The organism is Rhodoferax sp., from assembly GCF_023701345.1.
GTDB lineage: Bacteria > Pseudomonadota > Gammaproteobacteria > Burkholderiales > Burkholderiaceae_C > Rhodoferax.
The window spans coordinates 1-19,571 of record NZ_JAMPXE010000033.1; the positions used below are offsets into that span (position 1 = coordinate 1).

Consider the following 19,571-nt stretch of genomic DNA (forward strand, 5'->3'; position numbering starts at 1 on the left):
GCGGGGATTGCCGGGGGCCGATTTCTGGGCGTGTGACAGTATGAGGCCCCCGGCAATCCCCGCCCCGGCGCCGCACAGTCAACAAATTAGTCAAGAGCAGGAGCCCACCAAAAACCTGACGCTGACGGGCCTCTACAACGTGCTCGAAGCGCTCAAGGAAGGCCGCAACCTCACAGCCAAAGAAAAACAGATTCATACCCAGGGTTTGGTTGGCGTGCTCAAGGACCTGCACGACGATCTGGATGCCACCGTGCTGCAGGCCTACGGCTGGACCGACCACCCCGATGCACAAGAACTTCTGGTGCGTCTGGTGGCGCTGAATGCACGCCGCGCCGCCGAGGAAAAGGCAGGCCTAGTGCGCTGGCTGCGGCCAGAGTTTCAAAACCCGAGCGTCAAAGCCAGTGCTGATTTACCGTCAATTCAGGCGCAACAAACTGATCTGGCACTCGATGCGCCTGCACCTGATGCGAACTTGGTCAAAGCTCAAAAAGCCGCGCCAGCCAGCACTGGCATCGAACCCCAGGCCTGGCCAGCCACCCTGCCCGACCAGGTGCGTGCCGTGGCCGCCGTGCTGGCCGGCGCCCCCGCCGCGCTGTCGCTGGAAGCCATCGAAGCCCGCTTCAAAAGCCGTGGCGCCTGGAAGAAAAGCCTGCCCCGCATTCTGGACACGCTGGAGGCGCTGGGTCGTGCGCGGCGCGAGGCTGATGGCTGGCGCGGCTGAGTCAAAGCACCGCTTCCAGGCCTTTGCGGTCCAGCAAATTGAGCAGTTTTAGCGACGGACCACTTGGATGTTTCTCACCAATTTCCCATTTCCGAACCGTTGACAAGCTTGTATTGAGCACGGCAGCCAACACGGCCTGGCTCAATTGAAGGTGGTCACGCAGCGCACGGATTTTTTCGCTGTCGTAATCAGGAACGGGGTCAAGACAAAGCGCATCAAACTTGTGCATATTGCGCTTGTCAATAAAGCCCAGTCGATGAAGATCACTGGCAGTCTCGTGGACAGCATGGAGAATTGGGCTCTTGGCTTTAGCTTTTGTTGTCATGGCAAATTTCCTGTAGTGAGCCGTCCGCAACGGCTTCGTTGATCTGTTGACCTGTGATAGTCAACAACTCTGCAGCGATACCTTTCAATGCTTCCAGTTCATCGTCTGCAATGTTGGCGCGGTCATTTTTTCAAAGCCGTAGACAAAAAACCAGCGGTTCCCTCTATTGGTTGCAACCAGTGTTCTGGCACCGCCGCGCTTGACACGCCCGGCGAGCCCGACGCGCTTCTTGACAACGCCACCACCCAAGTCGGCGTCAATCAAACCTTGCAGCAATTCGGACACCGCAGCGCAGAGCGTGTTGTCTTTCAACTCTGTTTTGCGCATCCATCTGCTGAAATAACGGGTTTTGAATACTTGGCTCATCCATGAATTATGCCACCTAGTGGCATAGTTAACAACACTCCTATATGCACGCCTACATGCGTCTGACCGTGAACCCTTGCAGGCCGTGACGCACAGCGAGTGGCGGACAACGCAGGGTATCGACATGAGTTCCCCAAGCTGGAACCATGTTTCCACGAAAAACCCCCGAGCTGCGTACAATCAAGCTACTTTTGTAGTAAACCGATCAGGAGCACACCATGGGCATGCCAGTACGCATTGACGACACCCTGTACAACCAGGCGCGGGCGCAAGCCCAGGCGGAACGGCGCACCATTGCGGGTCAGATTGAGTTTTGGGCCATCGTGGGGCGCACCGCGCTAGACAACCCCGACCTGCCGATTGACTTTGTCCGCGACTTGATCGTGGCGCGGGCTGAAGAGCCATCGCTGTCGAGTGAGTTTGTTCCCGAAGGCCGTCGCAATTGATGACCGCAAGCTTGCGGGTGATTCAAAGCGCCTCGTTCAGGCGCGCTTACAAACGCTTGCATCCCAATCAAAAAGCCGATGTGGATGATGCTGTGACGGCCATCGTGCGGGATCCCACCCTGGGTGAAGCCAAAAGGGGAGATTTGGCAGGCGTTTTCGTTTACAAGTTTGCATGTAACGGGCAACTGACTTTGCTTGCCTATGAATACGATCCCGACTCACGCAAGCTGCTTTTGTTGGGCTCGCATGAAAACTTTTACCGTGACCTGAAAAAGGGCTAGAGAGCTGATCGGCCGCCAGGCAGCAGGCTGTAGGGCTTGCGGCTGCAACGACTTGAGGCTATACCCCGCAGTCCAAGCAGTTGATCAAGCTGTACCTTCGCCTTGGGTTGGTGGGTTCAATAGTCGGGCCACCGCCAGCATGCGCGCATCGTCCTGCGCGTTGCGCTGGGCGTGCGTCATGCGACTGACGCCACGGGGTACAGGCAAAGGGTTAGGCAGCATGGCATCAAGCACACGGCCGCGCTGCCACGCCTCTTCAGGCGTGGCGGGCGACTGGTTTAGCCCCAAGTTTTTGTGTCCGACGATGCGCATGGGGCACAGTATCGCAAATATCGCAAATCACGCGAAGCTGAACTGCCCCGGCGCCCGGATCGGGTCGACATCGACGTGGATGGTGTCTTTGGGCGCAAATTTGCCTTCAAGCAGCAGCTTGGACAGCGGGTTTTCCAGCCGCTGCTGAATGGCGCGTTTGAGCGGCCGGGCACCAAACACCGGGTCGAAGCCCACCTTGGCCAGCTCGGCCACGGCGGCCTCGCTCACCACCAGCCCCAGCTCCATGTGCTCCAGGCGAGCTTGCAGCACCGCCAGCTGGATGCGGGCAATGTCGGCGATGTGGCTGGCGTCGAGCGAATGGAACACCACGGTCTCGCCAATGCGGTTCAGGAACTCGGGGCGGAAATGGTTCTTCAGTTCACCGGTCACCGCTTCCTTGACGTCCTCGTAGTCCTGGCCCACCATGGCCTGGATCATCTGCGAGCCGATGTTGCTGGTCATCACGATCACCGTGTTCTTGAAGTCCACGGTGCGGCCCTGGCCGTCGGTCAGGCGGCCGTCGTCGAGCACCTGCAGCAGCACGTTGAAGACATCGGGGTGGGCTTTTTCGACCTCGTCGAGCAGCAGCACGCTGTAGGGTTTGCGGCGCACGGCCTCGGTCAAATAACCGCCCTCCTCGTAACCCACGTAGCCCGGCGGCGCACCGATCAGGCGCGCCACCGAATGTTTCTCCATGAACTCGCTCATGTCGAGGCGCACCAGATGGTCCTCACTGTCAAACATGAAGCCGGCCAGCGCCTTGCAGAGCTCGGTCTTGCCGACACCCGTCGGGCCGAGGAACAGAAAGGAACCTGTAGGACGGTTCGGGTCGCTCAGACCCGAGCGTGAACGCCGGATGGCGTTGGCCACCGCGCTGATGGCCTCGTCCTGGCCGACCACGCGCTGGTGCAGCTTGCCTTCCATCTGCAGCAATTTGTCGCGTTCGCCCTGCATCATTTTGCTCACCGGAATGCCGGTGGCGCGGCTCACCACTTCGGCAATTTCCTCGGCACCGACTTGCGTGCGCAGCAGGCGCGGCGCGGCGCCTTCGGCGCGGTTGGTCTCCTTGTCCTGGGCCTCCTTGAGATGTTTCTCCAGCTCGGGCAGCTTGCCGTATTGCAGCTCGGCCACCTTGTTGAAGTCGCCCTTGCGGGTGAATTCCTCGATCTGGAACCGGAGCTGGTCAATCTGCTCGCGCAGGTCGCCACTGCCTTGGGCGCTGGCTTTTTCTGCCTTCCAGATTTCATCAAGGTTGGCAATTTCCTTTTGCAGGCTGGTAATTTCCTCGTTGATCAAGTCCAGCCGTTTGCGCGAGGCCTCGTCCTTTTCCTTCTTGACCGCTTCACGCTCGATCTGCAACTGGATCAGGCGCCGGTCCAGCTTGTCCATGACCTCGGGCTTGGAATCCATTTCGATCTTGACCTTGCTGGCCGCCTCGTCGATCAGGTCGATGGCCTTGTCGGGCAAGAAGCGGTCGGTGATGTAGCGGTGGCTCAGTTCGGCCGCCGCCACGATGGCCGGGTCGGTGATGTCGACGTTGTGGTGTTTTTCGTAGCGCTCTTTCAGGCCGCGCAGGATGGCAATGGTGGCCTCCACCGTCGGTTCACCAACCAGAATTTTCTGGAAACGGCGCTCCAGTGCGGCATCTTTTTCGATGTATTTGCGGTACTCGTCGAGCGTGGTCGCGCCCACGCAGTGCAACTCGCCACGCGCCAGCGCGGGTTTCAGCATGTTGCCGGCGTCCATCGCGCCCTCGGCCTTGCCGGCGCCGACCATGGTGTGCAACTCGTCAATGAAAACAATGGTCTGGCCTTCGTCCTTGGCCAGGTCTTTGAGCACGTTTTTCAGGCGCTCCTCGAACTCGCCACGGAACTTGGCACCGGCCAGCAGCGAGGCCATGTCCAGGCTCAGCACGCGTTTGCCCTTGAGCGACTCGGGCACCTCGCCGGCCACGATGCGCTGCGCCAGGCCTTCCACAATCGCGGTCTTGCCGACACCGGGTTCACCAATCAGCACCGGGTTGTTCTTGGTACGGCGCTGCAGCACCTGGATGGCGCGGCGAATTTCGTCGTCGCGGCCGATCACCGGGTCGAGCTTGCCCTGACGCGCGCGCTCGGTCAAGTCGAGGCAGTATTTTTTGAGCGATTCGCGCTGGTCTTCGGCGTCGGCGCTGTCCACGTTCTGGCCGCCGCGCACCGCCTCGATGGCGGCCTCCAGGCTCTTGCGCGTCAGGCCGTTGGCGCGCGCCATGTCGCCCAGGGCGCCCTTGGCATCGGTCACGGCCAATAAAAACAGCTCGCTGGCAATGAACTGGTCGCCGCGCTTGAGCGCTTCTTTCTCGGTGGCCTGCAGCAGTTTGGCCAGCTCGGGGTTCACCTGCACCTGCGCCTGGCCGGTCACTTGCGGCAGGCGTTTGACAGCGGCTTCGGCCGCCGCCAACAAGCCAGTCACATTGACACCAGCCCGCTGCAACAGTGCTTTCGGACCATCGGTTTGTTTGAGCATGGCCACCAGCAGGTGCACCGGCTCGATGTAGGCGTGGTCCTGGCCCAGCGCCAGGCTTTGCGCGTCGCCCAGGGCTTCCTGGAATTTGGTGGTCAATTTATCTTGTCGCATGAGAGTTCCCTCTAGATTGGATTGTTCAGGAGATGAGGCCAAAGCACCCCATTTCAAGCCTGCGCCTGCTACAGTTGCCCTCAATTTTGGTCAATAGGCGGACTGTCCGCCTGCCCCCGTGAACACAACTCCCATCCATCACTACGAAAATTTTCCGGTGGCCTCCCTGTTGTGCCCGCCGCGCCTGCGTCCGGCCATTGCAGCCATCTACCACTTTGCCCGCACTGCCGATGACCTGGCCGACGAAGGCGATGCCAGCGCCGCGCACAGGCTGACCGCGCTGGCGCAGTACCGTGCTGACCTGCTGGCCATTGCCAACGGCCAGGCGCACAGCGGCCAATGGCCGCAGGTGTTTGAGCCCATGCGCGGGGTGTTGCATGATTTTCATTTGCCCGTGCCCCTGCTGGGCGACCTGCTTGATGCCTTTGCGCAAGACGTTCGCTACACCGCAGAACGGCGCCGCTACCGGGACGATGCCGAGCTGCTGGACTACTGCACGCGCTCGGCCAACCCGGTGGGGCGCCTGCTGCTGCACCTGTACGGCATCAGCGACGCGCTGTCGCTGGAGCAGAGCGACCAGATTTGCAGCGCCTTGCAGCTCATCAACTTCTGGCAGGACGTCTCAAGCGACGTGGCGCGCGGGCGCTGGTACCCGTCGCAGCAAGCCATGGCCGCGCATGGCGTGAGTGACGTCGACCTGCAAACCGACAGTGCTTCGGAGAATGCACGGCGCTTGATTGCCGCTTACGCCAACTCGGCCCGGGCATTGATGCAAGCCGGCGCGCCGCTGGCCTGCCGCATCCCGGGCCGGGCGGGCTGGGAGCTGCGGCTGGTGGTGCAAGGCGGCCTGCGCATGCTGGACAAGATCGAGGCGCTGGACTTTGCCACCTGGCGCAGCCGGCCCAAACTGACGGGGTGGGATGCACCCCTGCTGGCGTGGCGCGCCGTGTGGATGCGCCAGCGATAAACCACCTTCACCTTGACCCATCATCAGCTCATGAAACAACGCGCTCACAAGCCCCTGTCACAGGAAATTGAACTCAAACTGTGGCTGCCAAACCCTGATCCGTCGGCCCTGGCCAAGCGGCTGGCGCGCGCACCCGTGCTGGCGCGGCGCAAGCCATCGCAGCAATTATTGAACAATATTTACTTCGATACGCCGGATCAGCAATTGCGCCAGCAGCAAACCGCCTTGCGACTGCGCTGCGTTGACAACGGGGCGGGCACACAGTGGCTGCAAACGCTCAAAACAGGCGCCAACGACTCATCTGCTTTGAGCCGGCGTGGCGAATGGGAAACGCCTGTTGCGGGTGCCCGGCTGGAGCGCCATGCGCTTGATGCCACACCCTGGCCAAAGATTGACCCCGATGGCCGCCTGTTTGCCTCCCTGGTGCCGTGTTTTGCAACGGTTTTTCAAAGAACCCTCTGGTTGGTGCGCCGCCGCGATGGCAGCGTGGTCGAGGTGGCGCTGGATGTCGGCTACCTGGAAGCGGACGGCCGGCGCGCGCCCATCTGCGAACTGGAGCTTGAGCTCAAGGCTGGCCAGCCAGCGGCCCTGTTTGACGTCGCCCGTGACATTGCGGTCACGGTTGCCGTGCTTCCGGCCAGCCAGAGCAAGGCCGAGCGCGGTTTTCTGCTGGCACAGGGCGACCTGCATCAGCCGCTGGGCGCCCAGTCCCCCGGCTTGTCTGCCAAGCTGTCAGCGGTGTTGCTGGCCCACACGGTGTTGCGCGAAATGTTCACCCAATTCACCACCAACCTGAACGCCTTGCGAACGTCGGACGACCCCGAGCTGGCGCACCAGGCACGAATCGGCTGGCGGCGCTTCAAAAGCGGCCTGCAACTGTTCAGAAATATCCTGGCCGACACCCCGCCGCCCTCCCGGGAAGCACTGCGTCCGCTGCTGTCGTGCCTGAGCGAACTGCGCAACCTGGATGTTGCCCTGAGCGAGACGCTGCCGCCGCTGGCAGCCGTTTATGCGATGGGAGACGGGCAACGCGCCCAAGCCTGGCAAGCCCTGATGCTGGCCCTGGCGCAAACCACCGAAATCCAGCGCAAGGCGGTTCGCTACGCATTGCAGGAAGCCACGGTTGGCGCCTGTTTGCTGGCCATCACGCAATGGCTGGAAAGCCTGCCCGCCACGGCAAAGAACGAGCACGCCCACAAAGGCGCCCTGCGCCATTGGGCCAAACGCCGGGTGCGGCAATGGAATGCACAACTGGAACAGGCGCAACAAAACGCCACCACCCCCGAGGGCTTGCACCGCGTCCGGATCCTCGCCAAACGTCTGCGCTACGGCACGCAGGCCCTGCACAACCTGTTGCCCAGCCGGCTGGCCAAGCAGTGTTCCCGGCAGGCCACCGAGCTTCAGACAAACATCGGTGCCACGCGTGACCTGTCGCAAGCGGCAGTGCTGGTGGCCCAGGTGGCGTTGGACCGTGGCGTGGCGGAGTTTTTGCGCGGTGTGGCGGTGGGGGCCTCTCTTTCCGGCGCGTAATCAGCTGGCTCGTTCCTGTTTAAACTCGGACGCAATTCCTCAAATCGCCCATGACTCCCCAAGACTACGTCCAGCAAAAGGCCGCCGCCTCAGGCAGCAGCTTTTATTACGCTTTTTTGTTTTTGCCTGCGCCCAAGCGCGCCGCCATCACCGCCTTTTATGCCTTTTGCCGCGAAGTGGACGATGTCGTCGACGACATGGTCGACCCGGGCGTGGCCGCCACCAAGCTGCAATGGTGGCGCACGGAGGTAGCGCAGGCGTTTGCCGGCACGCCCAGCCACCCGGTCATGCAAGCGCTGCTGCCGCTGGCGGCCAGTTACCAAATCGAACAGCGCCACCTGCAAGCCGTCATCGAGGGCTGCCAGATGGACCTCAACCAGACCCGCTACCTGGACTACGCGGGCCTGCAAAATTATTGCCACCTGGTGGCCGGCGTGGTGGGCGAAGTGGCGGCGCAGATTTTTGGCCAGACCGATCCCCAGACCACCCGGTACGCCCATACCCTGGGGCAGGCGCTGCAGCTCACCAACATCATTCGCGATGTCGGCGAAGACGCCCGGCGCGGCCGCATTTACCTGCCGGTCAACGAACTGAAACAGTTCGGTGTGACGGCGCAGGAGATTTTGAACGGTACTTACTCAGACCGTTTTACCGCGCTGATGCGCTTTCAGGCCGAGCGTGCCCAGGGCCTGTACGACCAGGCGCTGGCGCTGCTGCCCGCAGCGGATTGCCGTGCGCAAAAACCCGGCCTGATGATGGCCAGCATTTACCGCGCCCTGCTCGCCGAGATCGAGCGCGACAACTTTGCCGTGCTGCACCAGCGCATCAGCCTGACGCCCTTGCGCAAGCTCTGGCTGGCCTGGAAAGTGCAGGCGCTGGGCCGCCTGTGAAAGTTGCCATCATCGGTGCCGGCTGGGCCGGTTTGAGCGCGGCAGTCAAAGCCACCGGGGCCGGCCACCACGTCACCATTTTCGAAGCCGCCCATGCCCTCGGTGGCCGGGCCAGAGCCTTGCCCGGCAGCCCTGCCCGGGTCCTGCCGAACGGCTCACCGATGGCACTCGACAACGGCCAGCACATCCTGATCGGGGCCTACACCGACACCCTGGCGTTGCTGCGCCTGGTCGGCATTTCCCCCGAAGCCGCGCTGCTCGAACTGCCGCTGACGCTGCAGTTCCCCGACGGCCTGGGCCTGAAGTTTGCCAATTGGCCGACGCCGCTGGACGCGCTGGGCGGCATCCTGCAGGCGCGCGGCTGGTCGCTGGCCGACAAGTGGGCGCTGCTGCGTGCGGCGCTGGGCTGGCAACTCCAGGGATTCAGCTGCGCCGACCAGCTTTCGGTGGCTGACCTGTGCCAGCGCCTGACGCCCAGAATCAGGGCCGAACTGATCGAGCCCCTGTGTGTTTCGGCACTCAACACCCCGCCCGGACAAGCCAGCGCCCAGGTGTTTTTGCGCGTCATGCGTGACGCCCTGTTTGGCGTGCCGGGCGGCTCGCGCCTGCTGCTGCCCAAGGTCGACCTGAGCACCTTGTTTCCTGACGCTGCAGCACACTGGCTGGGTGAACGTGGCGCACAACTCAAGCTGGGGCAGCGCATCACATCACTGCACACACAAGGCGCGCAATGGCAGGTGCAGGCAGAGCTGTTTGACGCGGTGATTCTGGCCACTGCGGCCTCCCAGGCAGCCCAGCTGCTGACACAAGCTTTGCAAGACGAACCGCAAAACAGCGGGGCTGAAGTGGCCGGGTGGATTCGCTTGGCACAGGCCCTGCACCATGAAGCCATTGCCACCGTTTATGCCTGGGCGCCGCAGGCTGCCCTGCCCCGGGCCATGCTGGCCTTGCGCAGCAACGCGCAGCAGCCAGCGCAGTTTGTCTTTGATCGGGGCCAGTTGGGTGGCCCGGCAGGCTTGCTGGCTTTTGTGGTGAGCGCCGCCCGGGGCGAACGTGCCACGCTGCAGGCACAGGTGCTGGCGCAGGCCCGGGCCCAACTCGGCCTGGACTTGCAAGCGGTGCAAACGGTCGTTGAAAAACGCGCCACCTTTGCCTGCACCCCGGCGCTGCAGCGGCCGCCGCCCGCCATTGCGCCGGACCTGCTGGCCTGCGGCGATTACCTGGCCGGCCCCTACCCCGCCACGCTGGAAGCCGCCGTGCGCAGTGGCTGCGCTGCGGCGGCTCTGCTGTGACAACGACTCAACGAAAATAGCGAAATGAATCTACTCACCTCCCCCTTTGCCAAAGAGCCGCCGTTTCAGCACGGCCAGAAGCCGCGCACCGCCGTGCTGTACTGCAACCTGGGCACCCCCGACTCCCCCAGCACGCCCGATGTGCGGCGTTTTTTGAGCGAGTTCCTGGGCGACCCGCGGGTGGTCGAAGTGCCGCGTCTGCTCTGGCTACTGATCCTGCACGGCATCATCCTGCGCTTTCGGCCCGCCAAGTCCGGCGCCAAGTACGCCAGCATCTGGCTGCCCGAAGGTTCACCCCTGAAGATCTGGACCGAAAAGCAGGCCAAGTTGCTGCAAGGCTGGCTGGCCCAACGCGGTCACGACGTGCAAGTGCGTTATGCCATGCGTTATGGCAGCACATCCATCGCCTCCCAGCTCGACCAGCTCAAGGCCGAGGGAACGACCCGCGTGCTGATCGTGCCGGCCTACCCGCAGTATTCGGCCACCACCACCGCCAGCCTGTTTGATGCGGTGTATGACTGGGCCGGCAAGGTGCGCAACCTGCCTGAACTACGTTTTATCAACCGCTACCATGACGACGCCCGCTACATAGCGGCCTTGGCCGGGCGGGTGCGGCACCACTGGCAGGTCAATGGCCGACCCGATGTGCTGCTGATGAGCTTTCACGGCGTGCCCGAGCGCACCCTGCACCTGGGCGACCCCTACCACTGCGAATGCTTCAAGACAGCGCGCTTGCTGGCCGAGCAGTTGGGCTTGTCCAAAGCGCAATACAAGGTGAGTTTTCAGTCGCGCCTGGGCCGGGCCAAATGGCTGCAACCCTATACCGAGCCGACCCTGATCGCCATGGGCAAAACCGGGGTCAAACGGGTCGATGTGCTGTGCCCGGCCTTTACCAGCGACTGTCTGGAAACGCTGGAAGAGATCAACATGGAAGGACGCGAGGCGTTTCTGCATGCCGGCGGCCAGGAGTTTCATTACATCCCCTGCCTCAACGACGACCCCGCCTGGATCACCGCACTGTGCGACATCACCCAGCAACACCTGCAGGGCTGGCCGACCCAGGCTGCGCCAGATGCCGCTGCTTTGGCCGCCTCCAGGGCGGCAGCACTGGCGCTGGGTGCCAGGCAATAAAGCCACGCCCTCAGTAACACAGACAGCAGCGCATTTACTTTTCATGTTTAATACAGCCTCATTTCGAGCATTCCAACCTGAGCAAAACCTGCATGGATGACCCGACCCGCCCGACCCTGTTGATTGTGGACGACTCGCCAGAAAACCTGTTTGTGCTGAGTGAGTTGCTGCAGCCGCATTACCGGGTACTGGCCGCCAACCACGGCGAACGCGGCCTGCAGGTGGCCCGCAGCGAGCCACGACCCGATCTGATTTTGCTTGACGTGATGATGCCGGGCATGAACGGCTACCAGGTGTTGCAGGCACTGCAGGCTGACGCGCTCAGCGCCAGCATCCCGGTCATTTTCCTGACCGCACTCTCCAGCCCGAGCGAGGAAGAGCGGGGCCTGAGCCTGGGCGCCGTGGACTACATCACCAAACCCATCACGCCGGCCATTGTGCTGGCCCGGGTGCGCACCCAGTTGCAGGCCAAGCAGGCACGCGACTGGCTCAAGGATCAAAATACCGCGCTGGAAGCCGAAGTGGCCCGGCGCATGGCCGAGAACGACCTGACCCAGCAGGTGAGCATCCGCGCCCTGGCGCACCTGGCCGAAACACGCGATCCCGAAACCGGCAAACACCTGGCGCGGACCCAGGGCTATATGGCACTGCTGGCCGATCGGCTGAAAGCGCATCCCCGCTTTCAGCACACACTGACGCCCCGCTGTATCAGCCTGCTGACACGCTCGGCCCCCATGCATGACATCGGCAAAGTCGGCATCCCCGACCACATTCTGAACAAGCCCGGCAAACTCACGGCACCTGAGTGGACCATCATGCAAACCCATGCCAAACTGGGCAGCGATGCGATTGAGCTGGCCGAACAGGACATCGAAAGACCATTGGAATTTCTGACCCTGGCCAAGGAAATTGCCCACTGGCACCACGAAAAATGGGACGGCACGGGTTACCCCGACCAACTGGCGGGCGATGCCATTCCCGTCTCCGCCCGCCTGATGGCCATTGCCGATGTGTTCGACGCCCTGATCTCGGCGCGGGTGTACAAACCGGCGTTCTCCTTTGACGCCGCGCGGGAACTCATCGCCGAGCAGCGTGGCAGGCATTTTGATCCCGATATGACAGATGCCTTTCTGGTCCATTTTGCGGCTTTCGTTGCCATTGCCTTGCAACACCGCGACGACCAGGCCAGTGCCTGAACGGCTATCGGCACCATGCTTCACACCATGCGAGCTGCTCAACACACGCCCAACCAGGTGGCGTTGAAAATCGCCCTGAGTTATGCCACTTTTGCCGTGTTATGGATTGTCTTTTCTGACCAGCTGCTGGCCTGGCTGACCAATGACCCGGCCGATATCGTCAAATTCAGTACCCTCAAGGGGGGTGTCTTTGTGCTGGTGACCACCAGCTGGCTGTTTGTCCTGAGCCGGCGCTGGCTGCACAAGTCAACCCATGCGTTACGGCACGAGCAGCACACCATTGCCCAGTTGGCCCGGCGCACCCAGGCGTTGCTGGACTTGCCCGCTGCCGCCGAAACCATGGACGAGCCCGGCTTCATGCAACATGGTCTGGACGTCGCCGAACAACTCACCGGCAGCCAGATTGGTTTTATCCACTTTGTCAACGAAGACCAGGAAAGCATTGAGATGGTGACCTGGTCCAGTGGCACGCTGGCGCATTACTGCAGCGCCGCCTTTGACAGCCACTACCCCATCCAGCAGGCCGGCATCTGGGCCGATGCACTGCGCCAACGACGCGCCGTGGTGTTCAACGACTATCCCCATGCCACCGGCAAACACGGCCTGCCCGAAGGACACGCCCCGTTGCAACGCTTGATCAGCGTGCCGGTGATGGAGGGTGGCCTGGTGCGCATGATGGCCGGCGTCGGCAACAAGCCAGCGCCCTACAACGACACCGACACCGAAACGGTGCGGCTGGTCGCCGAGGCCATCTGGCGCATCGTGCACCTACGCCGCGCCGATGCCGCTTTGCAACGCAGCGAAGCCCTTTACAAAACCATGTTTGACAGCAATCCGCTGCCGATGTGGGTCTATGACCTGCAGACGCTGGCGTTTATGGCGGTGAACGACGCGGCCGTGGCGCAATACGGCTACAGCCGCGCGGAATTTCTGGCCATGACACTGCGCGACATTCGGCCAGCAGAAGATGTGCCGCGAATGCTTGACAACATTGCCCCGGACCGCAAAATGGGTGAACGCTGGCGGCACCGGCACAAAAACGGCGACATTCGACTGGTAGAAATCACCTCGAACCCCCTCACTTTTATGGATCGTGCGGCAAAACTGGTACTTGCCTATGACGTCACCGAGCGCGAAAAAACACAAGAACAGTTGCGCAAGTTGTCACAGGCCGTGGCACAAAGTCCCGAGAGCATCATCATCACCAACCTGAACGCCGAAATTGAATATGTCAACGAGGCGTTTGAGCGCACCACCGGTTACCTGACACAAGAGGTGATCGGTCAAAACCCGAACATCATGCAATCCGGCAAAACGCCCAAGCGCACTTACGAAGACTTGTGGGCGGCCATGACGCAAGGCCGGATGTGGAAAGGCGAGTTTTACAACAGGCGCAAGGATGGCAGCGAATACATTGAATTTGCCATCATCACCCCGTTGCGCCAGGAGGATGGCCGCATCAGCCACTATGTGGCGGTCAAGGAAGACATCACCGAAAAGAAACACATCGGTATTGAGCTCGACGGTTACCGCCATCACCTCGAAGAGCTGGTCGCGCAACGGACCCGGGAACTCACCGCAGCCCACCAGGAAGCGCAAGCAGCGAACCAGGCCAAAAGTGCCTTTCTGGCCAACATGAGCCATGAAATCCGCACCCCCATGAACGCCATCATGGGTTTGAGCCACCTGCTGCGCAGCGACAGCGCCAGCCCGGCGCAACTGGACAAACTCAACAAGATCGACAGCGCCTCCCGCCACCTGTTGAGCATCATCAACGATGTGCTGGACATCTCCAAAATTGAAGCCGGCAAAATCACGCTGGAGCAGCAACAGTTTCAGATCACCGAAGTGGTCGGCAATGTGCAGACCCTGATTGAACCCGACGCGCTGACCAAGGGCCTGGCCTTGCAGGTCGGCGGCGACGCATTGGCACTGTGGGTGCAGGCCGACGCCACCCGGCTGCGCCAGGCGTTGCTCAACCTGGCCAGCAATGCGATCAAGTTCACCCCCAAAGGCAGCGTCAGCATCGACGTCTCCCAGCTGGAACAGCAGGGTGAACAAGCCATCTTGCGCTTTCAAGTGAGTGACACCGGCATTGGCATGGATGAAGAAACCATGCAGCGGCTGTTCAAAAATTTTGAGCAGGGCGACGCCTCCACCACCCGGCGCTATGGCGGTACCGGTTTGGGGCTGGCCATTACCCGCAGCCTGGCGCAACTCATGGGGGGCGACGCCGGGGTGAGCAGCGTGCCGGGCCAGGGCAGCACGTTCTGGTTCACCGCCAGGGTCACGCTCAGCCACAGTCCGCAGCACTTGCTCTCCCCGCCACTGATCACGCAGGCAGGGCAACAACTGCTGGCCCGGCACCACGGCCAGCGTGTTTTACTGGTCGATGACAACCGCTTGAATCTGGAGGTGGCACAAGAACTGCTCAGCCATGCCGGCCTGCAGGTGAGCACCGCCAGCGACGGTCAGCAGGCGCTGGCGCGGGTAAGCGAACCAGGCGAACCCTATGACCTGGTCCTGATGGACCTGCAAATGCCGCTGATGGACGGTTTTCAGGCCACCCGCGCCCTGCGCGCCTTGCCCCAGGGGCAAACGCTGCCCATCATTGCGCTGTCGGGCAGCGCCTTTGCGCCCGACCGGCAGGCCGCCCGCGAAGCCGGCATGAACGACTTTGTCACCAAGCCGATCGAACCCGAAATCCTGTACGCCACCCTGCTGAACTGGCTGCCAACATCCGGCAGCGACAGCGCCGGCCCGGCCCGTGATGGCGTATTTGCCACATCGTCCGCAGAGGCCCGGAACCCTCCGGTCATGCCCGATGCAGGTCTGATGCAGCAGGTGCTGGCGCAGCTTGAAGACCTGCTGCGCCACAGCGATGCGGCGGCCTTGCACCTGTTCCAGCAACACAGTACGGATTTGGCGCTGGTACTGGGCGAAGACTTCAGCCCGCTGGCAAGCCAATTGCAGCAATTCGCTTTTGACGAAGCCTGCCAAACCCTGCGGCACAGGGTCAGATCAGACCCGACTTGAACAGGGTGGCACGCAGCGTGGCCAGGTCATTTTTCACAAATTGTGCAAACGCCGGGCCGCTGAGCAAGGCCGGTGTCCAGCGGTTCTTGCCCAAAGCCTGCAACCAGGCTTCGGACTGGGTGGCCCTGACCACCTTGTCGGTCAAGGCATCGCGCTGCGCCAGGGTGATGCCGGGCGCGCCATAGACGCCGCGCCAGTTGTCAATTTCAAACGCAATCCCCAGTTCCTTGAGTGTGGGTGCCGTGACACCTGGCAGACGCTGTGCCGACGTGACCGCCACCGCGCGCATCTTGCCGGCCTCGATATAAGGCGCAAACTCGCTGTAGCCACTGCCGCCCAGCGTCACAAAGCCGCCCAGAATGGCGGCCGCCGCCTCGCCCCCGCCACGAAAGGCCACGTAGTTGATGCGCGCCGGATTCACCCCCACAGCGCGCGCCATCATGGCTGCGGCAATGTGCTCGGTGGCGCCGCGCGAGCCGCCACCCCATTTGATGCTGCCCGGATTTTTTTTAAGCTGGGTCAGCACCTCGGCCAGGGTTTTGAACGGCGAATTGACCGGCACCACAAACACGTTGTATTCACTGGTGAGCCGGGCTATCGGCGTGGCGAGGGACAGGGACACCGGGGGTTTGCCGGTGATGATGCCGCCCAGCATGACCGCGCCCATCACCAGCAGGGCGTTCGGGTCGCCCCGGCTGGCATTGACAAACTGCGCCAGGCCCAGGGTGCCTGCAGCGCCCCCCTTGTTCTCGTAAATCAGCTTGTCAAAGGTCCCCACCTGCAGCAGCGCCTGGCCCAGGGCACGACCGGTCGAGTCCCAGCCGCCGCCCGGATTGGCCGGAATCATGATGCGGCCGCTGTCACCCGCCCCAGCCCGCCCCGGCAGGCTGCCGCCGACCGACAGCGCCAGCAGCGCTTTCAGGAAAGCAGCCCGGCGCATCAGGGACTCCAGAAATGGGTTGACATGTGCCCTATCATGCCCGAACAGCCTGTCAAGCGGCTGTCCGCTGGCATCAGGGAAAATACCAAGACAAAACCCGCAGTGTCAATCTGTTACAACCAGCTTTGTTCAACTTGCTTTTCCCTTATGCCACTGACGCCACCTGCCGCCCCGCCCAAGCCATCTCCCGTCGAAATTCACTGGCTGGAGGCCGGCTTGCCGTGCTCGGCCCGCTGGCGCTCCGAACGCGGCGCCGCGCCGGCACAGCGCGTGCTGCTGGTTGACGACACCACCCCCGCCGACAGCGCCTTCAAGATGGCCTGCGAGGGCACCGCCCTGCTCTGGCGCGGCGATTTTCAAAACGCCCGCCACCTGCTGCAGGCCATGGCCCGCCGGGCCGACCAGGTCACCCCCCGCAAGCGCAAGAAAACGCCACCAGCCATGCCATTGATCGAGGCCCTGAACCAGCACCGCCAGGCGCAGGCGCAGCGCGCCCGCCTGCTCGGCATGCTGCTGATCGAGGTCAACGCCGACTACAGCATCCCGCTGCGCCGCGCCCCCGACTTCAGGGCGGCCTGCACCGAAGCCTGGGGCGCGCCAGAACTGCCAGGTGACAAGTCGGTGGTGTCGCTGCGCGAGTTGCTGGGCATTCACAGCGCCCATGAATGGCAACGCGTCGGGGTGGAAATCCCGGCGCTTGGCGAACCGCCGCACAACCGCATTCACCCCCATTACGGCGTTTTTTCACCGATTCGGGGGGAATACCTCCAGTTGGTGGCCACCGCCCATTTGCCCAAGCCGCCCAAGGGCCAGGACCAGCTCACTGCCTTCGACATCGGCACCGGCACCGGGGTGCTGGCCGCCGTGCTGGCGCGCCGTGGTGTGGGCAAGATTGTGGCCACCGACACAGACCCGCGGGCGCTGGCCTGTGCCCGCAGCAACATCACGCAACTCGGACTTGAACCCCAGGTGAGCGTGGTCGAGGCTGACCTGTTTCCGCCTGGGCTGGCCTCGCTGATTGTCTGCAACCCGCCGTGGCTGCCGCTGCGACCGGGCTCGCCGCTGGAACGCGCGGTGTACGACGAAGATGGGCGCATGTTGCGTGGTTTCCTGCAAGGGTTGCGCGCCCACCTGGCGGCCAAGGGCGAGGGCTGGCTGATTTTGTCCAACCTGGCCGAACTGCTGGGACTGCGCACCCGTGACGACCTGCTGGCCCTGTTCGAGCGCAGCAACTTGCGCGTGGTGAGCCGTATCGATGCCAGGCCGCTGCACCCCAAGGCCAGCGATGCCAGTGACCCGCTGCACCAGGCGCGCGCCAAGGAAGTCACCTCGCTGTGGCGACTCGCGGCGCTGACGGTGTCCAACACCTGAGGGCCACCCGCATGAAGCTGCTGCTGGTCGAAGATGACGTCGCACTGCACACCACGCTCAGCCGCAGTCTGGGCCGTCTGGGCTGGGACATCGAGGTGTGCAGTGACGGCCGTGCCGCTTTAAGCCGCTGGCGCGCGCTGAACCCCGACGTGGTGATGCTCGACCTGACCCTGCCCGGACGTGACGGCCTGCATATCCTGGCGCAAGCGCGCGACGAAGGCCTGACCACACCGGTGCTGATATTGACCGCGCGCGGCATGGTGGGCGACCGGGTGCAAGGCCTCAACACCGGCGCGGACGACTACCTGTCCAAACCCTTCGACCTTGATGAGCTCGAAGCCCGGCTGCGCGCCCTGTACCGCCGCCACTCGGAAAACTATGCCGAGGCAACCACCGGCCCCGAGCTCAAAAGCGGCTTCAGCTACGACAAGGACAGCGGCGCCGTTTACCACGACGGGCAGGTGCTGGCGCTGCCACCACGCGAACTGGCGCTGTTGCAGGCGCTGCTGGCGCGCCCCGGCCAGGCGGTGGCCAAGGAGCGGCTGTTCGAGCTGGTTTTTCCGGGGCAGGACGAGGTGCAGTTCGAGGCCATTGAAGTGGTGGCCTACCGCCTGCGCAAAAAACTGCACAACACGGGCGCCGTGCTGACCACCCTGCGGGGCCTGGGTTATTTGCTGAAACTGCCCGCATGAAAAAAGCGCCCGGCCCGTTCTCACGGCGGCTGTCCTTGCGCAGCTACCTGATGCTGGGCATCCTGTTGCCGGTGGCCCTGTTCATTGTGGTCGACACGGTGGTTTTGTACCGGCAGGCGCTGGCGGCGGTCAACACCGCCTACGACCGCAGCCTGCTGGCCTCGGCCAAGGTGATCGGCGAACACATCACTGCCAGGGGAGATGCCGATGCCGCCCGTCTCGAGGCCTCCGTGCCCTATGCCGCGCTGGAAGTGTTCGAGGCCGACAACCGCAGCCGCATGATTTACCGCATCTCCAACACCGCCGGCGAGCTGATCGACGGCTTTGAAGATTTGCGCGTCTGGCAGGGGCAATTGCCCGCCCAGGGACCCTATGCCGCGCTGGTGGACTTTTATGACGACACCTACCGCGGTGATGACGTGCGCGTCGCCGTGCTGCTGCAACCCATTGCCATGCAGCAGGCCCGCGCCATGGCGGTGGTACAGGTGGCTGAAACCCTGGAACTGCGGCACACCCTGGCACGCCAGATTTTGTTTGACACGCTGTGGCGACAGCTGGCGCTGGTCAGCGTGATTGCGCTGGTGGTGTTTGTCGTGGTGCAGCGCGCCACCCGGCCGGTGCGACGCCTGAGCACGCTGATGCAGGAGCGCCGGGCGGACGACCTGACCCCCCTGCAGATGGTGGACGCTCCGGTGGAACTGTTGCCGCTGATGGAGGCCACCAACACCACCATGCGCCGCCTGCACCACCTGCTCGACAACCAGAAACGTTTTGTGCGCGACACCTCCCACCAGTTGCGCACGCCGCTGGCGGTGCTCAAGGTACAGGTGCAATCGGCCCTGCGCGGCGACGTGGATGCCACCCAGGGTTTGACGGAAATCAGCCACACCGTGGAGCGAGCCACCCAGTTGGCGAACCAGATGCTGGCACTGGCCAAGGTGGCGCAACTGGCACAGGAACAAGCCACCGAATCGGTCGACTGGGCCGGCATTTTGCGGGAGGTGGCGCTGGACTTATCGCCGCTGATCGCCGACAAGTCGCTCGACTTCGAGATCGACACCGTGCCCGCCCCGATCCAGACCCACGCCTGGATGCTGCGCGAGCTGTCGCGCAACCTGCTGCACAACGCCATCCGCTACAGCCCCGGGCAAGGCAGGCTTCGGGTGCGCCTGTTGTGTGACGCCAACCATGCGGCATTGGTCATCAGCGACAGCGGCCCGGGCATCAGCGAGGAGCTGCGCAAACGGCTGTTTCAACCGTTCTCAGCCGGCCAGGTGCACAGCGGCAGCGGCCTGGGGCTGGCCATTTGCCTGGAGATCACCCAAGCCCTGGGCGGTCAGATCGAGCTGGTCAACCGCAGCCATCACGGCCAGATCGACGGACTCGATACCACGGTGCGCCTGCCCCTGGCGGCACCTCCGGCAGCGTTGACGACCAAACCGCACACCTGAAAAACCAA

16 protein-coding genes and 2 pseudogenes are annotated in these 19,571 nt (G+C 63.0%); 13 read left to right on the forward strand and 5 right to left on the reverse strand.

Annotated features, from left to right (window positions below):
• A pseudogene (locus NDI87_RS06565) lies at nucleotides 1-721 on the forward strand (hypothetical protein); the annotation flags it as partial.
• A gap of 1 nt (nucleotide 722) precedes the next feature.
• Here the strand turns inward: NDI87_RS06565 and NDI87_RS06570 are convergent.
• Both NDI87_RS06570 and NDI87_RS17485 read right to left on the reverse strand, forming a co-directional pair.
• Entirely contained in the window at nucleotides 723-1,046 is a 324-nt protein-coding gene (locus NDI87_RS06570; RefSeq protein ID WP_296274065.1) for a DNA-binding transcriptional regulator, read from the reverse strand.
• Nucleotides 1,030-1,538 (reverse strand): annotated as a pseudogene (locus NDI87_RS17485) (type II toxin-antitoxin system RelE/ParE family toxin). Before NDI87_RS17485 ends, NDI87_RS06570 begins: the two are co-directional and overlap by 17 nt.
• A gap of 92 nt (nucleotides 1,539-1,630) precedes the next feature.
• Here NDI87_RS17485 and NDI87_RS06585 point away from each other — a divergent pair.
• Complete coding sequence (locus tag NDI87_RS06585) at nucleotides 1,631-1,858, forward strand: ParD-like family protein (protein WP_296274071.1); 228 nt, start codon at nucleotides 1,631-1,633, stop codon at nucleotides 1,856-1,858.
• 17 nt (nucleotides 1,859-1,875) lie between these two features.
• Nucleotides 1,876-2,139 (forward strand): type II toxin-antitoxin system RelE/ParE family toxin, encoded by a 264-nt coding sequence (locus NDI87_RS06590; protein WP_366028452.1) that lies wholly within the window; start codon nucleotides 1,876-1,878, stop codon nucleotides 2,137-2,139.
• An 84-nt stretch (nucleotides 2,140-2,223) separates the two neighbouring features.
• Here the strand turns inward: NDI87_RS06590 and NDI87_RS06595 are convergent, their stop codons facing one another.
• Nucleotides 2,224-2,451 (reverse strand): hypothetical protein, encoded by a 228-nt coding sequence (locus tag NDI87_RS06595; RefSeq protein WP_296274073.1) that lies wholly within the window; start codon nucleotides 2,449-2,451, stop codon nucleotides 2,224-2,226.
• A 27-nt stretch (nucleotides 2,452-2,478) separates the two neighbouring features.
• Nucleotides 2,479-5,067: an ATP-dependent chaperone ClpB gene (clpB, locus tag NDI87_RS06600; RefSeq protein WP_296274075.1), complete on the reverse strand. Its 2,589-nt coding sequence runs from the start codon at nucleotides 5,065-5,067 to the stop codon at nucleotides 2,479-2,481.
• Nucleotides 5,068-5,185: 118 nt separating this feature from the next.
• Between clpB and hpnC the strand changes: the two genes are divergently transcribed.
• From hpnC to NDI87_RS06635, 7 genes are all read left to right on the forward strand, one after another.
• On the forward strand, nucleotides 5,186-6,034 hold the full coding sequence (hpnC, locus tag NDI87_RS06605) for a squalene synthase HpnC (RefSeq protein WP_296274076.1): 849 nt from the start codon (nucleotides 5,186-5,188) through the stop codon (nucleotides 6,032-6,034).
• 30 nt (nucleotides 6,035-6,064) lie between these two features.
• Nucleotides 6,065-7,564: a CYTH and CHAD domain-containing protein gene (locus NDI87_RS06610; protein WP_296274078.1), complete on the forward strand. Its 1,500-nt coding sequence runs from the start codon at nucleotides 6,065-6,067 to the stop codon at nucleotides 7,562-7,564.
• A gap of 50 nt (nucleotides 7,565-7,614) precedes the next feature.
• On the forward strand, nucleotides 7,615-8,454 hold the full coding sequence (gene hpnD / locus NDI87_RS06615) for a presqualene diphosphate synthase HpnD (protein WP_296274080.1): 840 nt from the start codon (nucleotides 7,615-7,617) through the stop codon (nucleotides 8,452-8,454).
• Nucleotides 8,451-9,746, forward strand: a complete 1,296-nt coding sequence (hpnE, locus tag NDI87_RS06620; RefSeq protein ID WP_296274083.1) for a hydroxysqualene dehydroxylase HpnE — start codon at nucleotides 8,451-8,453, stop codon at nucleotides 9,744-9,746. The genes hpnD and hpnE overlap by 4 nt, the downstream gene beginning before the upstream one ends.
• A gap of 24 nt (nucleotides 9,747-9,770) precedes the next feature.
• Nucleotides 9,771-10,877: a ferrochelatase gene (gene hemH / locus NDI87_RS06625; RefSeq protein WP_296274084.1), complete on the forward strand. Its 1,107-nt coding sequence runs from the start codon at nucleotides 9,771-9,773 to the stop codon at nucleotides 10,875-10,877.
• 92 nt (nucleotides 10,878-10,969) lie between these two features.
• Entirely contained in the window at nucleotides 10,970-12,073 is a 1,104-nt protein-coding gene (locus NDI87_RS06630; RefSeq protein WP_296274086.1) for an HD domain-containing phosphohydrolase, read from the forward strand.
• A gap of 27 nt (nucleotides 12,074-12,100) precedes the next feature.
• Nucleotides 12,101-15,109 (forward strand): PAS domain S-box protein, encoded by a 3,009-nt coding sequence (locus NDI87_RS06635; RefSeq protein ID WP_296274088.1) that lies wholly within the window; start codon nucleotides 12,101-12,103, stop codon nucleotides 15,107-15,109.
• Here NDI87_RS06635 and NDI87_RS06640 read toward each other — a convergent pair.
• Nucleotides 15,090-16,049, reverse strand: a complete 960-nt coding sequence (locus NDI87_RS06640; protein ID WP_296274090.1) for a tripartite tricarboxylate transporter substrate binding protein — start codon at nucleotides 16,047-16,049, stop codon at nucleotides 15,090-15,092. The two genes, NDI87_RS06635 and NDI87_RS06640, sit on opposite strands and share 20 nt — an antisense overlap.
• A gap of 147 nt (nucleotides 16,050-16,196) precedes the next feature.
• Here NDI87_RS06640 and NDI87_RS06645 point away from each other — a divergent pair, with 147 nt between their 5' ends.
• Genes NDI87_RS06645 through NDI87_RS06655 form a run of 3 tightly spaced genes read left to right on the forward strand, consistent with a single transcriptional unit; the run spans nucleotide 16,197 to nucleotide 19,563 of the window.
• Nucleotides 16,197-17,420 carry a class I SAM-dependent methyltransferase gene (locus NDI87_RS06645; RefSeq protein ID WP_296274091.1) on the forward strand — a complete coding sequence of 408 codons (1,224 nt, stop codon included), beginning with the start codon at nucleotides 16,197-16,199 and terminating at the stop codon, nucleotides 17,418-17,420.
• A gap of 11 nt (nucleotides 17,421-17,431) precedes the next feature.
• Nucleotides 17,432-18,112: a response regulator gene (locus NDI87_RS06650; RefSeq protein ID WP_296274093.1), complete on the forward strand. Its 681-nt coding sequence runs from the start codon at nucleotides 17,432-17,434 to the stop codon at nucleotides 18,110-18,112.
• Nucleotides 18,109-19,563 carry a sensor histidine kinase N-terminal domain-containing protein gene (locus NDI87_RS06655; RefSeq protein ID WP_296274095.1) on the forward strand — a complete coding sequence of 485 codons (1,455 nt, stop codon included), beginning with the start codon at nucleotides 18,109-18,111 and terminating at the stop codon, nucleotides 19,561-19,563. Before NDI87_RS06650 ends, NDI87_RS06655 begins: the two co-directional genes overlap by 4 nt.
• Nucleotides 19,564-19,571 lie beyond the last annotated feature (8 nt).

What these genes read in the sequence shown, in the direction of transcription:
- clpB (WP_296274075.1), bottom strand. Translation starts at nt 5,067, where the DNA reads ATGCGACAAGATAAATTGACCACCAAATTCCAGGAAGCCCTGGGCGAC.
- hpnD (WP_296274080.1), top strand. Translation starts at nt 7,615, where the DNA reads ATGACTCCCCAAGACTACGTCCAGCAAAAGGCCGCCGCCTCAGGCAGC.
- NDI87_RS06630 (WP_296274086.1), top strand. Translation starts at nt 10,970, where the DNA reads ATGGATGACCCGACCCGCCCGACCCTGTTGATTGTGGACGACTCGCCA.
- NDI87_RS06650 (WP_296274093.1), top strand. Translation starts at nt 17,432, where the DNA reads ATGAAGCTGCTGCTGGTCGAAGATGACGTCGCACTGCACACCACGCTC.
- NDI87_RS06655 (WP_296274095.1), top strand. Translation starts at nt 18,109, where the DNA reads ATGAAAAAAGCGCCCGGCCCGTTCTCACGGCGGCTGTCCTTGCGCAGC.
- NDI87_RS06640 (WP_296274090.1), bottom strand. Translation starts at nt 16,049, where the DNA reads ATGCGCCGGGCTGCTTTCCTGAAAGCGCTGCTGGCGCTGTCGGTCGGC.
- NDI87_RS06595 (WP_296274073.1), bottom strand. Translation starts at nt 2,451, where the DNA reads ATGCGCATCGTCGGACACAAAAACTTGGGGCTAAACCAGTCGCCCGCC.
- hemH (WP_296274084.1), top strand. Translation starts at nt 9,771, where the DNA reads ATGAATCTACTCACCTCCCCCTTTGCCAAAGAGCCGCCGTTTCAGCAC.
- NDI87_RS06570 (WP_296274065.1), bottom strand. Translation starts at nt 1,046, where the DNA reads ATGACAACAAAAGCTAAAGCCAAGAGCCCAATTCTCCATGCTGTCCAC.
- NDI87_RS06585 (WP_296274071.1), top strand. Translation starts at nt 1,631, where the DNA reads ATGGGCATGCCAGTACGCATTGACGACACCCTGTACAACCAGGCGCGG.
- NDI87_RS06610 (WP_296274078.1), top strand. Translation starts at nt 6,065, where the DNA reads ATGAAACAACGCGCTCACAAGCCCCTGTCACAGGAAATTGAACTCAAA.
- NDI87_RS06645 (WP_296274091.1), top strand. Translation starts at nt 16,197, where the DNA reads ATGCCACTGACGCCACCTGCCGCCCCGCCCAAGCCATCTCCCGTCGAA.
- NDI87_RS06635 (WP_296274088.1), top strand. Translation starts at nt 12,101, where the DNA reads ATGCGAGCTGCTCAACACACGCCCAACCAGGTGGCGTTGAAAATCGCC.